Below are 15,376 nucleotides of genomic sequence, written 5' to 3'. Positions count from 1 at the left end.
ATCGAATGAAGAGTGAGTCGTAATGGGTGTGTTTCAAGGAAGGGACTTAAGGAAGATCACCGGCGGTAAAAAATCTGAATTTAGAGGGAAAAGGAAATTTGAAATTGGTAGCCAACCAACAGAAACAAAAGTTCACACAGAAGATGTACGAGAAAAGGCCAGAGGTCTGGGAGGGAACATTAAAATCAGATTGACCTACGCAGGTTACGCCAACGTACTGAATCCAGATGACGGTACTGCAAAGAAAGTTAAAATTCTTGAGGTCTTAGAGAGCCCTGCCAACAGAGAATATGCCAGAAGAGGCATTTTAGTCAAGGGCTCTGTAATCAGAACTGAACTTGGTAAGGCCGTTATAACTTCAAGACCTGGGCAAGACGGTACAATAAATGCTATACTGATCAGAAAATGAGTTTACGTGATTATGAGGGAGAAAGGGTAGTAATCTGGCTGGCCTATTTTGTTGCCACCTCAAGGAGAGAAGGAAGAAAGTTCCCAAAACTAAGAATAACCCTAAAGGAGATAGTGGACGTTTCAAAGGAGATGGGGTTAGATCCTATAGTTCTTGAGAAAACCCATCCTTCAAGCAAAATAAAAGGAATGTTAGTTGTAAAGAAAATCGGATCCAAACAAAAAACGATCAAGGCTATATATGAAAAGTTAAAGCATCGATAGAGACAAAAGGAGGGTCTTAATGTTCCCCTTTTCTTTCAATCACATTCATGCCTCAAAAATTATTTTAAGACCGTAGAAGTGTAACTGACTCAAACTCTGGGTCAATTTTCACGTTAATTATGTTCAGCCCGTTGGATCTGTTTTCGAGAGCACTCTTTAGGGCTCCATAAGTATCAACGGTTATAGCATCTAAGGAATCTTCAAGTTTCCTATCAAGTTCCACGTGAATTCCCGTCCTACCTATAGAAGGTATATCTGATTTATACGTATCCAGATAAGTAGAGTTCCCGTCATTAAGGATTATGATAGTTCCCCTCGAGGTCGACCTCCTCTGGATTATGAGCCCTATATTTCTTTGAATCCCTCCAAGGTCAGTAACCCCCAAGGAGTTAGGGTCGTTGGATTGCAGAACCCCAGCTACCCCTATATTTTTCTCCAGAATCGTCTCGCTAGTGTACCAAATCGGAGTATCCATAGGCAATCTGATCAGGTCAAACGTAGTAGATGATAGATCCACGTAGTACTTGGAGAATTTGAAGTTCTGGAGGAGCCTTGTCACGTCATAAGGCCAAAGTTTAGTATGAGGTTTCATAGAAAACACTCTCCTGCTAGAAGAAATTTCAGATCTCACATCTCTCTTAATATTGTCCTTTATCTTCTGTTTCAGGTTTGCTACAAGTTCCTTCAGGAAGAGACCTGTATCAGACACTATGGGCACTTGAGGCATTACCACTTTACCTATGTCCTCTCCATCTACATTGTTATGCATCAACAATCCCTTATACCTCATCGACCATCCAGCAGTTGAGAGTTGAGGTAACCTAGAACCCACAACCAATATAGAGTCTGCTTCCATCATTATTTTAGATGCAACCTCCGTCGAGAACAATCCCAAACCCTCGCCAGCGTATAGGGGATGGGATGCTGGGAACACTCCCTTCCCTCTTATTGTGGTTATAACTGGGGAATCCAGCAACTCTGCCAATTCCCTTAAGAGATCCATGGAGTTACTAGCCTTCACCCCATGACCTGCAACAATGACTGGAAGCTTTGAATTTCCCAATACTTCAGCTACCTTCGCGACCGTGTTTTTGTCTGGAGTTTTCCTTTCAGGTTTCTGCTCTGCAGTAGATAGGGGATAAGCCTTTAGCCTAAACAGTTCCTCGGCTATTTCCACATATGCAGGCCTCATTCTATTGCTTAAGGCTTCCTTGTAACCTTTCTCTACAGTCACAGTTATTTCCTCAATGCTTATCACTCTTTCCTTTGTTTTTACAAATGGTGAAATGGCTGTGGAAACGTCATCCGGAGATCGCAATTCCCCTACCCTTGCCCTACCTACGTCCCTATAAGACCTCAATGTCCCAATTAGAAGGAGAGGAACCGAGTCTGAGAATGCTTGTGAAATTGTGCTAATCCCTTCTAAAATGGAAGTACCAGGAACACTTATAACTACACCTGCATCATTGTTCTCCCTTGCGTACACGTCAGCCAAAGCTACTGCGTCCCTGAGACTCATGGATACGTCTACATCAAGGTTATATTGAACCAACCTCTCCTTGAGGAAATCAGGTATGCTAGGAGTAGAAAATACCTTCTTAACTCCTATCTCCTTTAAGACATAGGCTAAGGCCTCGTCGCCAGTCATCTCCCTACCTACTGTCTCCTCTTTCCTTTTTGGTTGACTCAAAGCGGGATCGTTATAATACGAGAATTACTTCAATATAAACTTAGGAGCCGGGGGCGGGATTTGAACCCGCGAAATAACGGGTTTCCATGAAGGAAACCACTGCAGCCCCTAGCGCTATCGTATACCGATAGTGCCGCCTTAGACCGCTCGGCCACCCCGGCAATATTAGTGTAGTAGCAAAAAATTATAAAGTAATTGCGTTTCTTGTTGTGTGGTTTAGTTGATCTCGTTTGAAAAAATTGGTGAGATATTGGATGAGATAAGGCGGTTAATGGACTTCGTCATAATAGGGGACACCGTTGTTGATCTAACCCTAAATAGGAAAGTTACTGAGAGTGACGTTGACATTTTTCCCATAAATTTCAGCGTACTAATTGAGGGGGATCTACTAAAAAGTTTCGCTGAGGAGAGGAATTGGGAGGTAGGTTCTACGCCTATTGATACCCCTAGGCTGATAGTACCAGTAGATGATGAGCAACTACAATTGGACTTCTACGAAAACATCCAGGACTTCTTTGTGCCTCCAGTAGTTGTGGAAAGCGCTGAGGAGATGAAGGTTGGAGGAAAGACTTTCAAAGTTATAAAAATAGAGGACTACATTCTTCTGAAGGCCAACGCGTTCAGGGAGGAGGATGAGACTGAGATTAAAAAAATAATACAATTGATAGGGGAAAAGAAAATCAAAATTGACTTGAAAATCCTAAGCGAACACGCTAAAGATTTTGAGGAGAACGCTCAAAGCATAAGGGAAAGGTTAGCTTCCATTGGACTTAAGCTCTCTTAGTTGGCAATTCCTTCTTTTTAGGTCTTAAATTGGTGCTATGACATCTCCTACACTTGGTAGCTCTTATAGAGTTAAGAGCGCCGCAACTTCTACATACCTTCTTTATGAACACTCTCTGTTGGACTATCTGAATTTTTGCTTGATCTGTGAGGGGCATCGTTCTAACCCAGTAGTTATATAATAGCTAGATTCAAAAGTATTGCGGTAAAGGGAGAGTGAAGCTGAAATGAAAATTCCTCTTGATTACCTTTGCGTCAGAAGCGGTCTTCTTTGCGATCGTTGCCAGAGACTTGTTGATAGCGGGGATGTAGATCAATTTGAGATCAAGGTAATGGAAGCTCTTTTGGAACTCGAAGAGGGTCAGTTTAAAGAACTGAAGGACGCCACTTACTACAAGGCTATTAAGTCAGGGAATTTACTCATACTCCTGGTCGATAGTCCGCCCTCAATAGACGCACCTAAGTGGATAAAGATAGCGAGGGCTTTACAAGACAAATTGAGACTGAAGGTGAGAATAATCGAGAAAACTACCAGCATAAAGAACAGTGCAGTGCAACTTCTTTCGCCCGCTAGGGTCTTGGGAGTTAATACCGTTTGGCTCCCAGACGGGTCAGTTCAGTACGTCATAAGGGTAGCAAAGAACGAGAAGAAGCTTTTACCAGCAAGTGCAAATGATCTAGAAAACGCTTTATCCAAGATCCACGATACAAAGGTCAAGATAAGGGTTGAATAATGCTTAGAACCCACTTCGTTTCTGAATTAAATCCGGCCCTAGAAGGTAAGGAAATAGTTTTGGCTGGATGGATCCACAACTTGAGAGATCTTGGGGGAAAGAAGTTTATCCTCCTTAGGGATAAGAGCGGGATAGGTCAGGTAGTAGTAGATAAGTCCTCCCCCTCATTTGAGATTACGAAGGAACTAAGCCAAGAAACTGCAGTTCAAGTTAGAGGTTTTGTGAAGGCTGACAAGAGAGCACCAAACGGTGTTGAGGTCTCATGTCAAGAATTGAAGATACTAAGCAAAGCCAAGGCTCCACTGCCTCTTGACGTAGCGGATAAGGTAAAGGCTGATATTGAAGTCAGACTGAAGGAGAGGCTTCTGGATCTAAGAAGGTTGGAAATGCAGGCAATGATACGAGTTCAGTCTACCGCAGTTAGAACCTTTAGAGAAACCTTGTATAGGAATGGGTTCTTCGAGGTTTTCACTCCCAAAATCATTGCTACTGGAACAGAAGGGGGAGCTCAACTCTTTCCTGTTATTTACTTCGGTAAAGAGGCGTTCCTTGCCCAGAGCCCACAGTTATACAAAGAACTGTTGGCTGGTGCAGTAGAAAGGGTATTCGAGGTTGCTCCTGCCTGGAGAGCTGAGGAGTCTGACACGCCTTACCATCTAGCTGAGTTCGTTAGTATGGACGTGGAAATGGCATTCGCAGACTACAATGATGTAATGAACGTTGTGGAGGAGGTCATAGCTAACGTTCTAGATAATATCGCCAAGTACCATGAAGCTGATTTAGCCATATTGAATCACAAACTTCCTTCAATAACCAGGCCCATAAAGAGAGTTACCTATAGGGAAGCCATAGAGATACTCCAGTCCCAAGGACTACAGATTAAGTTTGGGGACGACATAAGCACCCCAGAGTCTAGGATTTTAAATAAGGTACTAGGTCAAGATCTATATTTCATAACCGACTGGCCTGCAGACGCTAGACCATTCTACACGCGGAGAAAAGAGAGGGATCCAGAAGTTAGTGAGAGCTTCGATCTAGTTTATAGATGGTTAGAGTTAGTCTCAGGTAGCAGTAGAAACTACACCAGGGAGGTACTGGAAAAGGAATTGAGATCCCGAGGGTTGAACCCAGCTAATTTCGAGTTCTTCTTGAAATGGTTTGATTACGGGATTCCACCTCACGCAGGTTTCGGAATGGGATTGCAGAGATTCATGCTAATGTTAACTGGGTTACAGAACGTAAAGGAGGTCTCCCTATTTCCAAGAGATAAAAAGAGACTGATCCCATGAAACAACAGGTTTAAGTCTGATCTTATTTTTATAGATGCTTTTTATATATTTGTACTAGTTTTGTATATAAAATTCACGTGAAACTTGCTGGATCACTATTTAAAAGCTCGGATAGAACAACCGTGGCGTACATGCCGCGGTCAAGAGAAAAAGAAAGCACACCATCCTTGAACTCTAGAGACTTCACTCTCATGAAGGCGTTCCTTCTCAAATTATTCAGGTTAACCTCCAGCTCAGGTATCTTGAACGAATTTTTCCCTATGTTTTCCTCCTCATAGACCTCTCTGCATTCATAGTCGCAAAGCGATGGGTCTGTGTAGAGGGTAATAATATCGTCCTCCTTAGCCTTTTCGTAGATCAGCTTCCGTGAAAGAACTCTATTGAACAAATAACTTTGGTAAGCTTCTACCATGAAGCTCAAATCCTGCGGAAGAAACCTCTTTAACGCCATAAGGCAATCTCCGCTCCTGTCTAGCTCTAAGTAAACTTGCCTCTCCCTATAGGGAGCTCTAGCGAGTTGATCTTTAGATATGGTACCTGACATGAAGTCTTTCCTAAATTTTATCATAGTCTCACTCTCCTTCAAAAATGGGTAACCTAACATGAACTTCACGGCTTGACACCAATCCCTTTGAGTAATGGCCTTCCCAATCAGGTGAGTAGTGGGCCTCCTCGTTCCAAACCTCTGATACCCAACATAGGCTGGGAGCATCTCGTCTTTTAACGTTCTGACCCTTTCCTCAAGCTCGTTTGTCTCCTCGGTGACGAGATTTATCTTAAATATATTTCCCGTATGATCTAGCTTTGCATCAGTGTAACCGAGAAATTTTATTCTAAGGTTTTTCTCAGTATAAGCGTCCAGTCTCTTGGATCTAACGTAAACGATCTGCATAGTAGTAGCATTGGCATCCTTTATACCCAAGTAGCTAGGTTTCTCTCCTAAGATTTTAGTGAGCCTTGAAATCAACTTAAAGTGATCCACTCCTCTCTTTTCAACAAGGTAAACCGCGAATTTTCCTTTTTGAGAACCAACCCATTGGTCACATGGTTTTCCGTTTACTTCCTCTATAACATTAAAACCGTCAGGTCTGGGAACGCTAACGTTAACCTCTTTCCAGTCGTGAACCTTAACCTCTATGCCAACTGCAATGTCCAATAAATGCAAACTACATCCTCACAGGAGTTTAAGGTCTCCAGTTATTCTATCTATTTCTTCTTCCGGACCCGGTCCTATTCCGGCACAAGTAATGGTTCCTGGCTCCACTTGGGTTTTCCCGGCATCTGAAATTACAGCTACAGGGAGATTGTCTCTCCTAGCTCTCTCTACCCTAGACAACAAATCTTCTAGGGAATTGATTTTAACTACTATCTTTGGTTGACCTTCAGATAGCCATGAGTCTAACCAGTCTCTCCATGTGCCTCCACTAAAGGCTTGTAATACCAGGCTCACAGCAGCGTGAGCAACTTGCGCTGCAATCTTTCCTTTACCCATATTAATGTCAGTTCTCACAATGATAACCATCTTCATTTAAACCCTATTTTGAATGAATGTCTTAAGGGTTTATCTACTACGATTGATTGAGTCTTTCCTATTAGAAATCAGACTTAGAACAACTATCCTCATTCAAACTCTATGGTCGCTGGCGGTTTGGTAGTTACATCGTAAACCACTTCTCCGACTCCGTTCAGCTCCATTATCCTTTGGGCCACTTGGATTAGTAGATCAGGCTTTATCTCTAGAATATCAGCTGTCATGAAATCCTCAGTGTTCACTGCCCTAATAACTACAGTGTACTTACCCTTCCCTGATCTCACTCTCATTAGTGCTCTTGTAAAGTCAAGTGACGTGATTTTCTTTGAGATCTGTCTTATCTCTTCATAATCTTCTCGAAAGCTGAAGGACGCCATCCTTCCATAGCTCCTTACGTCCCCCTTAACCCCAGTAGCTTTAGTCCTGTAGACGAATATCTCGTCCTTAAACTTCTGTGAAAGCGTATGATCTGTTTGACCTTCGTTTTCAAAGGCTGCGGCGAAGTACTGAGATGGATGAAGCTCACTTAACGCGTCTTCCACTATTGAATTGGCGCTTCTAACAACATCGAGCTTGTCTTCAGTTACCTTTCCCACACATCTGACTAGTAAACCTGGCCCTGGGAAGGGTTGTCTCTCGGAGATTTGCCTTGGCAAACCTAAATATCTAGCAAGTTCCCTGACCTCGTTTTTGTAAAGATCAGCTAATGGTTCAACCAGTGAGAAACCCCAAGTCCTCTCGGTATTAATACCTAGTTGAACTAAAACGTTATGCTGAGTCTTTATCCCCCCTTGAGTCTCTATCCAGTCAGCAGCTATAGTACCCTGTACAAGAAATTTTGAATTTTCTTCTCTCATAATAATGGAAATAGTATTGTAAAATGTATCCCTGAAGGTTTTCCTCTTCTCCTCTGCGTCTTCTAATCCCTTGACTGCCCCTAGAAACTCCTGACTCCTGTTCACTACCTTTAGTGGCATAATATCCTTTAGCATACTTTTAACAGATTCTGCTTCATCCTTTCTTAAAAATCCAGTATCTATCATTATTGGTGTAACTTTATTCCCTAGAACTCTGTACATGAGGGCAGCGGCAGTAGTGCTGTCAACTCCCCCACTTACCGCAGCTACCACCTTACTGTCTCCAACGACGGACCTAATCTGCGGAGTTATTTCTTCGAGGAACTTCTCTGGTGAGAACATCTATACTGAATTAGTTTCACTCTCCCTATAAATCTGTTCTATCAGGCTGAGGTCTACCCTATCTCTCAAAATTCTATAGATTAGATCGACCGATTCCGTTACCTCTTGTTTCAGAGAACCTGAGTAAATTTTTATTCCGAATCTCTCTAGAAGTTTTTTTCCACCTTCTGAGTACAGAGCACCGTGAATGCTAATACCTATCTTATCTCCAGCATCAGCACCGTCCTCCACTTCCACCGGTATATTATTTCTCTGTTTAATTGTCAATAATGGTACCCAGCCTTCATATTCTACCTTACCTCTTCTTATCTCATACCCCGTAATCTCTCCCACATCAGATACGCCTAAACTTAGGGAGACTACCTTCTCCTTCTGAAACTTCACATTCACGGGTAAGAAACCTAAGCCCTGATATTCAGCAGGCTCTCCAGCTTCTAATCCGTAAGGATCAATTAGCTTCCTTCCCATTATCTGAAAACCTCCACATATCCCTAAAATTTTCTTATTTCTCAATCTTTCTGGAAAACCATTTTGAATCAACCAGTCCAACGACGCCTTTGTATTTCTGGTTCCGGGCAATATTACTAGGTCCGCCTTGGACAATTGCGAGGGTCTTGTTACGAATCTTAAAGTTGCGTTAGACTTGGAAAAAGCGTGGAGTTCGTTGAAGTTGCTCATGTAAGGATAAGCTACTACTGCTACCTCTAGTTCCCCGTCCCCTAGATCTGATATGTTCATTGAGTCCTCCGCCATGATTTTCAACCTATGATCGTATGGGATAACGCCCATAAATTTCATGGAAGTTTTGTCCTCCAGCCACCTAACTGCAGGATCCAAGAATTTTTCCTCTCCACGAAACTTGTTAATGATAAAGCCCTTCAACGTATTTCTAATACTCGACGGCATCATGTTATATATTCCATACGCAGAGGCAAACGCCCCACCCCTATCAATGTCGAGGACTAGGATGGATGGTATACCTTCCCTCATTAACCTGTAACCTGAAATGTCCCTCTCCATGAAGTTGGGCTCCCCGACTCCCCCTGCACTTTCTATAATCATTTCATTTTTGATGAGACCTTTAATTTTTTCCCAAAACTTCTCAATAGAAGAGTAATACAAAGAGGGAGCTAGATTACCTAAGGAGTCTCCCATGAATATAACTTCGATCCCATTACCGCTTGGCTTGAGGAGAACTGGGTTCATGTACCTTTCTGGTTCTAAACCGCTACCCATAGCCTGATAGGCTTGGATGAAAGCTATCTCCCCTCCACTCCTGGTCGGAAAGCTGTTAAGCGACATATTCTGCGCCTTAAACGGGGTAGAACGAAAATGTTTAGTTAATCCAGCAGTTACTAGAGATTTTCCTGAATCGCTCATACTAGAAGAGATTATAATCGCCATATGCTCAGTATCAATGGATGCGTATATTAAAAGGAATCATCGCCCAGCTATCGTTCTTCTCAATAGTTCCCAGCGGTCAGACAGACTTTCAGCTGGTCATAGACTATTCTTACTTGTCCCCCATAGTTGTGGGTGCAGTCATGGGTGCGTTAGATTACATTGTGGTATTTCTAACCCACTTCGTTTTAGAAAATTTTTCTTATCTTTTACTCATTCCATTCGTGGAGATCATGAGAGGGTTTAACCATTTGGACGGACTGCTTGACTTTGGGGACGCGCTAATGATCAGAGGTTCTCCAAAGGATAGACTGAGAGCTCTCAAGGACGTGTCTGTTGGAGCTGGCGGTTTTGGACTGGCAATAGTCTATTTGACAATATTCTATATATCGACGCGACTTCTTACCGGTTACTCTCTAACCCTTCTCTATTACCTGGTTTCCGCAGAAGTTGTCTCCAGGGCCATAGGACTGTCTGTACTATCTACCCTCAAACCTATGGATGGGAGCCAGCTCGGGAAGATGTTTCACGAGAAATTGAGGAATAAGTTACCTGTAATTTTGCTTCAGGTTGTTCCCTTTATCTCCCTTTCAGTTGCAGTTCTTTTTATAGTTCTAGCGCTGATATTCTCTTCCCTTGGAAAAAAAATATTGGGGGGCTCTTCAGGTGATTTAATAGGGGCCACGATATCCCTCAGCTTCCCTCTACTTCTCATAGGTGATGTCAAGTGCTACCCATTTTGTTTGCCTCACTTCTTTTAGATCTACTTTTTGGGGAGCCGCCAGTACAATTACATCCAGTTGTTTACGTAGGTAGACTATCTGCCCTGCTCATAAAGCCATATAAAGGAAGACTTTACGGAGTACTACTGTGGCTGGCTTCAGTATTACCCGTCTTGATCCCAGTGACGTTGATATTTTGGGTAAATGTTCCACAATACCTCTTTATCTTAAAGGTTATACTGGCAGTATACTTTCTAAAAATTTCATTTTCTATACGAATGCTATATAAAATAGTTAGAAACTCTATTCCCCTTAGGGAAGAGTCTAGACATATAGTCCAGGAAATAGTCAGGAGAGATCTAAGTTCAGTTCCTCTAGGTTACGTCTCCTCAGCCTCCATTGAGTCCCTATTTGAAAGCACTGTGGATGGTATAACCTCACCAATCTTTTGGTTCCTGGTCTTGGGTCTTCCAGGGGCTCTACTACAGAGATTCTCAAACACCTTAGACAGTATGGTAGGGTATAAGACCCCTGAGCTGATAAGGGAAGGATACTTTTCGGCAAAGGTCGACACTTTACTGAATTACGTACCTGCTAGATTGACTGGGTTGTTCATGATAGTTTCTGGTATTCTTTTAGGGCTGGACTTCCGCAAGGCTTTGAAGGTTTTACGCGAGACAAAGATGGAGAGCCCCAACGCAAGGTACCCTATAAGTATCGCAGCAGGTCTGCTCAACGTAAGACTTGAGAAAAAGGGAGCCTACGTAGTGGGAGATGGGGATCTCCCCTCCACTGAACATGTAGAGAAAGCTATAAGGTTGTTCGAACTTACTCTAATTTTATATATTTTGTTCATTTCAATTTGTTATTACTACCTTTATGGCATTGGCTTGCTTAGCCACGTTTACGGCATCTTGGAATTTATCTAGACCATACCTATGCGTGATAAGGTCAGCTACCTTGATCCTTCTTTCAGCAATTAGCTTCAGAGCCTGCTCTGTGTCCCTATCGTCTGCAGCGTTACTGGAGACTATTGAAATTTCATTATTGAGTAGGTCACTAATGTCATAGTTTAAGATAGTCCCTTTATATGGAACTCCAAATAGAAGAACCTTGCCACCCCTTCTGACCGAGTTGAGCCCTGAAACAATGGCTTGGGGCGAACCTGAAGCTACTATCGCAACATCTGCCCCTCTACCCCCAGTAAGTTCCTTCAAAGTTTCCTCTACTTTCATCTTACTAGGGTTTATTGTATAGGTAGCACCCAACCTCTCCGCGTAGTTTAACCTATACTCTGATATATCTGAGACGTAGATCTCTTGGAGCCCCAATTCCTTAGCTTTAAGTAAGTGAAGCAATCCCATAGGTCCAGAACCAACTATTAAGACAGAATCGTCCTTTCTTAGCCCAACTCTGTTATGAGACCTGACTACGGTTGCTAGAGGCTCCACAAAGGATCCTTCTTCGAAGGAGACGCTTTGGGGTAGAACCAAAATCCCGCCTCTCTCAACGTTCCATGCAGGGACCCTGAAGTACTCAGCAAAACCTCCAGGATCTAAATTGGTTTTTCTATAATGGGGGCACATGGTGGTGCTTCCTTTTTTACAGTAATAGCACTCGTAACACGGTACGTGGTGATGCGCAAAGACCCTGTCTCCAGGTCTCACTTTATCCGAAAGTGATTCCTCTACGATGCCAGCAGGCTCGTGACCGAGTACAGGTTGAGAAGCGGTATATTGACCGCATATTTTCTCTATATCAGTACCACATAGTCCACAGGCTTTCATTCTTACCAGCACATCACCGTTGCTCAGGCGTGGAACTTCGACATCCTTGAGGTGAGCCTTCCCACCTTCCATTATGACGGCTTTCATTAAGTTCGATATACGATTGGGAAATAAAAGCGAAACTTTTACCCATTTCCTCAAGGTTAAATAGTACTACGCCTCATAATATCACATGGACATGATTATTTTCACAGTGCTCCCTCCCTTAATTATACTGCTTTTCTACGTTACTAGTCCGTTATTATTAACCAGAAAGTATAAAGGCGTAAATAATCGGTTGATCGATGAGTTAAGCGCTCTATCGAATACAGATGTGAAGGTTAAATTAAAGGATGACCCTGAGGTAAACGCAATTTCCTATCCTAACGGCGTTGTGGTAGTTACCTTAGGCCTGCTCCAAGCGGGCGATGAATATTTGAGGGCTGCGTTGGCACACGAGATTGGCCACATTAGAGGGAGGCATAGCCTTAAAACATTACTTTTAACCTTGGCCCTGGTCACTCTCTCCATTTTCCTTCTAACTAACGTAAGCCTGGCGCTTGGATTAACTTTGACCATAGGCAGTATTCTACTCCTCAGGTACGTTTCCAGAATGTTTGAATACTCTGCCGACAGCTTCGCCGCTAGGTTGGTAGGGGAAGCGTCTTATACGTCCTTGCTCCTACGTTACATGAACCCAAATGAGAAATCTTGGATACTTTCATCCCATCCCACTATTTACAACAGACTTAAAAGGATCGCAAGGAGTTCAGGAATGGAGATCAAATCGGAAGAGATCGGTCCCTTGGGTTAGAACCAGTTGTGATCTATTTACCAATAGTTTTGAAATCTTGTTTTAATATCTGGTATTACGTTTGAATATTACCGTAAAATGTTTTATTCATCGTCATCCTAAATAACAACTATGAAATACGTTGGCAAGGCTCTTCGGAGAATAGAGGATCCCAAGTTAATAACAGGAAAGGGAACTTTCGTAGATGACATTCAGTTACCTGGGTTACATTACGTGGCTTTCCTTAGATCCGAGTATCCGCACGCAATTATAAGGGTCAAACGCACAGACGGTATATTCACTGGTCATGATGTAAACCCTGGTAAAGACTTTCCTATTCCCTCCAACGAAGTGACCTATGCAGGACAACCCATTGCTGCCGTTGTAGCCAGAGATAGGTATGAGGCTTACGATCTCCTAGAGAGCGTAGAAGTGGAATACGAACAGTTACCATTCGAAACGGATCCCTTCCAAGCGATGGAAAACAAAGTAAAGGTTTACTCCAAGCTTGAGAGCAACATTTTCGTAAAGAAGGAGTTTTTTAGTGGAGAAGCTAAAAAAATCCTTGAAGAATCCCCTGTAGTTATATCAGGAGAACTTCATAATCAAAGGATAATTTCAACCCCAATGGAGACGATAGGAACGGTAGCGTGGTTTGATGGTCAAAGATTAAACGTGTGGTCCTCTACGCAGTCAGCACATTACTTGAGACGGAACTTGGCGAAATTTCTAGGTATACAAAACGTTCGTGTAATACAACCAGATGTAGGCGGAGCGTTTGGTAGCAAGATCATCACCCACCCAGAAGAGTACGCCTTGAGTTACCTTGCCTTAAAGCTCGGCATACCCCTGAAGTGGATACCTACCAGAAGGGAGGAGATGGTAAGTGCAGGTCACGGAAGGGATAAGTGGCTGAGATACAAGGTTGGGGTAAAAAGGGATGGCACCATAACTTCGGTGGTTGGTACCGTAGTGGGGAACCTAGGTGCACCTTACCAGGACGCCAACGATGATGATTCAGGTAATGTGATCAGCGCTGCTAGAATGCTTCCAGGACCGTACAAAATCTCCCACGGTTACGTTGTAGCTTACGGAGTAAATACCAATCTCACTCCTACGACCTCCTATAGAGGAGCAGGTAGACCTGAAGCAACATATTTCATCGAGAGTATATTGGAGGAAATCGCCACTGAACTTAATCTAGACCCACTAGATGTCAGACTGAGGAACGTTGTAAGACCAGAGGAAATGCCCTACACTAATCCGTTCGGGATAACCTATGACACTGGAAACTACGTGGAACTTCTAAATTTAGCAAAGTCCTACTATGAACAGTTAAAAAATGAAGCAAAGTCTAGCAACTCATGTGTAGGCTTAGCTATGTACGTAGAAATAACTGCCTTTGGACCTTGGGAGACCGCAAGGGTTTACGTTAAGTATGATGGTAAGGTTACCGTTATATCAGGGACCGGTCCTCATGGACAAGGGGATCCTACAGCTTTCGCCCAACTTGCAGCTGAGACGCTAGAGATCCCTATTGACTGGGTAGACGTTAGGTGGGGAGATACTGAAATAATAGAGGATGGTATTGGGACGTGGGGCAGTAGGACATTATCGATAGGGGGCTCAGCCGTCTTAATGGCGTCTCAGGAGCTCAAGAAAAGATTAACTGAGGCTGGCGCAAAGGCTCTAGATGCGGACGTAGAGGAGGTAATATATGCAGAAGGTAAGGTTACGCATAAGAAGACTGGGAAAAGCGTGGAGTTCCTGGATATTGTGAAGTCGGCTTACAAAAATGGTATTTCCTTAGATGTGACCTCAGTTTATACTGTGAAGAAACCAACCACCCCCTACGGGGTACATATGGCATTAGCGGATTTAGATAGAGAGACTGGAATGGTGAAGGTAAGGAAGTACGTAGCTTTGGATGACGTAGGTAATGTGATAAATCCGCTATTGGCTGAGGGGCAAATTCACGGTGGATCTTTGCAGGGAATTGGACAAGCTCTATATGAGGAGGCAGTTATAAAGGACGGACTTCTGGAGAACGGTAATCTAGGGGATTACAGTTTAGCCACTGCAGTAGAATCTCCAAAGATAGTTTGGAAGTACTTCACCATTGGTCTATCTCCTCATCCTACTGGCTCGAAGGGGATAGGAGAAGCTGGAACAGTAGTGGGAACTCCAGCTGTGACCAACGCAATAGTGGAATGCCTTAAACGCAAGTTCGATTCTATGCCTCTAAAACCGGAGAGGCTTATTGGTGAGTAATTTGCAAAAACATCCACTTTCCCAAAAGGAGACAAGAGAATTTCTCTCTAAATTGAAAGACATATATGGACTAAACATTACTGCAGAAAAGGTAGAGGTAGGCAAAGAGAAAAGGAACGTATATTATTTCATAGACGGGAAACTAAGTTTCGTGGAAGATGGTCTTATCCCTACCCTCTGCTTTCTTCAAGAACACGAGATTAAGCTCCCGTTTGTTGTAGTGGACGAGGGGGCAGTGAAAGCTGTAGCTAGGGGTGCGGATCTTTACGCTCCCGGAGTTTTAGAAGTTCAAGGAACCCTGGATACAGGAAAGCTGTTGCTTGTAAAAGCAAAACAAGGCCAAATAATAGCTGTTATGCGGATCTCTGAAGGTGCCGAGGAAGCTATGAGAAACAAAAAAGGAAAAATTGCCTCAAACGTACACTACATTGGAGACGATTTATGGAAAATGTGCAGGAGCAGGTAAACAAAACGAGGCCCAATTGGTGAGTTCAGCACTACTTTAAGCGTACATCTCCTCCAAAC

Annotated in this window: 17 protein-coding genes and 1 tRNA gene; 10 read left to right on the top strand and 8 right to left on the bottom strand. The window is 43.1% G+C overall.

The genetic code is table 11. The features are described from left to right. Positions 1-22: 22 nt before the first annotated feature. Both GWK48_RS06255 and GWK48_RS06250 read left to right on the top strand, forming a co-directional pair. Positions 23-409 (top strand): 30S ribosomal protein S8e, encoded by a 387-nt coding sequence (locus GWK48_RS06255; protein ID WP_174630603.1) that lies wholly within the window; start codon positions 23-25, stop codon positions 407-409. Then, the gene (locus tag GWK48_RS06250; RefSeq protein ID WP_174630601.1) at positions 406-672 is read left to right on the top strand and encodes a signal recognition particle subunit SRP19/SEC65 family protein; all 267 of its coding nucleotides are present in this window, start codon (positions 406-408) and stop codon (positions 670-672) included. Before GWK48_RS06255 ends, GWK48_RS06250 begins: the two co-directional genes overlap by 4 nt. Positions 673-736: 64 nt before the next feature. Here GWK48_RS06250 and GWK48_RS06245 read toward each other — a convergent pair whose 3' ends face one another. Together GWK48_RS06245 and GWK48_RS06240 are read right to left on the bottom strand one after the other, a co-directional pair. After that, positions 737-2,362 (bottom strand): thiamine pyrophosphate-binding protein, encoded by a 1,626-nt coding sequence (locus GWK48_RS06245; protein ID WP_174630599.1) that lies wholly within the window; start codon positions 2,360-2,362, stop codon positions 737-739. Positions 2,363-2,407: 45 nt separating this feature from the next. Then, positions 2,408-2,523: transfer RNA gene (locus GWK48_RS06240), tRNA-Cys, on the bottom strand. A 59-nt stretch (positions 2,524-2,582) separates the two neighbouring features. On the opposite strand from GWK48_RS06240, the gene GWK48_RS06235 reads away from it, so the two are divergent. Then, a complete protein-coding gene (locus GWK48_RS06235) occupies positions 2,583-3,146 on the top strand; it encodes a nucleotidyltransferase (RefSeq protein WP_174630597.1) in 564 nt (187 codons plus the stop codon). On the opposite strand, the gene GWK48_RS06230 is transcribed toward GWK48_RS06235, so the two are convergent. Next, a complete protein-coding gene (locus GWK48_RS06230; RefSeq protein WP_174630595.1) occupies positions 3,133-3,303 on the bottom strand; it encodes a 50S ribosomal protein L40e in 171 nt (56 codons plus the stop codon). The two genes, GWK48_RS06235 and GWK48_RS06230, sit on opposite strands and share 14 nt — an antisense overlap. Before the next feature lie 69 nt (positions 3,304-3,372). On the opposite strand from GWK48_RS06230, the gene GWK48_RS06225 reads away from it, so the two are divergent. Next, positions 3,373-3,879, top strand: a complete 507-nt coding sequence (locus GWK48_RS06225; protein ID WP_174630593.1) for a transcription elongation factor NusA — start codon at positions 3,373-3,375, stop codon at positions 3,877-3,879. Further along, complete coding sequence (gene aspS / locus GWK48_RS06220) at positions 3,879-5,168, top strand: aspartate--tRNA(Asn) ligase (RefSeq protein WP_174630591.1); 1,290 nt, start codon at positions 3,879-3,881, stop codon at positions 5,166-5,168. Before GWK48_RS06225 ends, aspS begins: the two co-directional genes overlap by 1 nt. A gap of 73 nt (positions 5,169-5,241) precedes the next feature. On the opposite strand, the gene truD is transcribed toward aspS, so the two are convergent. From truD to GWK48_RS06200, 4 genes are all read right to left on the bottom strand, one after another. Next, a complete protein-coding gene (gene truD / locus GWK48_RS06215) occupies positions 5,242-6,333 on the bottom strand; it encodes a tRNA pseudouridine(13) synthase TruD (protein WP_174630589.1) in 1,092 nt (363 codons plus the stop codon). Positions 6,334-6,342: 9 nt separating this feature from the next. Continuing rightward, complete coding sequence (gene pth2 / locus GWK48_RS06210) at positions 6,343-6,696, bottom strand: peptidyl-tRNA hydrolase Pth2 (RefSeq protein WP_174630587.1); 354 nt, start codon at positions 6,694-6,696, stop codon at positions 6,343-6,345. A gap of 92 nt (positions 6,697-6,788) precedes the next feature. Continuing rightward, positions 6,789-7,898, bottom strand: a complete 1,110-nt coding sequence (locus GWK48_RS06205; protein WP_174630586.1) for a GMP synthase (glutamine-hydrolyzing) — start codon at positions 7,896-7,898, stop codon at positions 6,789-6,791. Then, positions 7,899-9,302 carry a cobyric acid synthase gene (locus tag GWK48_RS06200; RefSeq protein WP_174630584.1) on the bottom strand — a complete coding sequence of 468 codons (1,404 nt, stop codon included), beginning with the start codon at positions 9,300-9,302 and terminating at the stop codon, positions 7,899-7,901. Positions 9,303-9,319: 17 nt separating this feature from the next. Between GWK48_RS06200 and GWK48_RS06195 the strand changes: the two genes are divergently transcribed. Both GWK48_RS06195 and GWK48_RS06190 read left to right on the top strand, forming a co-directional pair. Continuing rightward, a complete protein-coding gene (locus GWK48_RS06195; protein WP_174630582.1) occupies positions 9,320-10,060 on the top strand; it encodes an adenosylcobinamide-GDP ribazoletransferase in 741 nt (246 codons plus the stop codon). Beyond that, positions 10,027-10,950, top strand: a complete 924-nt coding sequence (locus tag GWK48_RS06190; RefSeq protein ID WP_174630580.1) for a cobalamin biosynthesis protein — start codon at positions 10,027-10,029, stop codon at positions 10,948-10,950. Before GWK48_RS06195 ends, GWK48_RS06190 begins: the two co-directional genes overlap by 34 nt. Here GWK48_RS06190 and GWK48_RS06185 read toward each other — a convergent pair. Further along, positions 10,879-11,895 (bottom strand): zinc-dependent dehydrogenase, encoded by a 1,017-nt coding sequence (locus GWK48_RS06185; RefSeq protein ID WP_174630578.1) that lies wholly within the window; start codon positions 11,893-11,895, stop codon positions 10,879-10,881. The two genes, GWK48_RS06190 and GWK48_RS06185, sit on opposite strands and share 72 nt — an antisense overlap. Before the next feature lie 85 nt (positions 11,896-11,980). Between GWK48_RS06185 and GWK48_RS06180 the strand changes: the two genes are divergently transcribed. The 3 genes from GWK48_RS06180 (at position 11,981) to GWK48_RS06170 (ending at position 15,317) form a co-directional block, all read left to right on the top strand. Beyond that, complete coding sequence (locus GWK48_RS06180) at positions 11,981-12,601, top strand: M48 family metallopeptidase (protein WP_174630576.1); 621 nt, start codon at positions 11,981-11,983, stop codon at positions 12,599-12,601. A gap of 111 nt (positions 12,602-12,712) precedes the next feature. Further along, positions 12,713-14,851 (top strand): xanthine dehydrogenase family protein molybdopterin-binding subunit, encoded by a 2,139-nt coding sequence (locus GWK48_RS06175; RefSeq protein WP_174630575.1) that lies wholly within the window; start codon positions 12,713-12,715, stop codon positions 14,849-14,851. Beyond that, on the top strand, positions 14,844-15,317 hold the full coding sequence (locus tag GWK48_RS06170) for a DUF1947 domain-containing protein (protein WP_246263937.1): 474 nt from the start codon (positions 14,844-14,846) through the stop codon (positions 15,315-15,317). The genes GWK48_RS06175 and GWK48_RS06170 overlap by 8 nt, the downstream gene beginning before the upstream one ends. Positions 15,318-15,376: the final 59 nt, after the last annotated feature.

The organism is Metallosphaera tengchongensis, assembly GCF_013343295.1.
Lineage (GTDB): Archaea > Thermoproteota > Thermoprotei_A > Sulfolobales > Sulfolobaceae > Metallosphaera > Metallosphaera tengchongensis.
The sequence above is the reverse complement of the archived record's forward strand: the minus strand, read 5'-3'. Positions and strand labels throughout refer to the sequence as shown.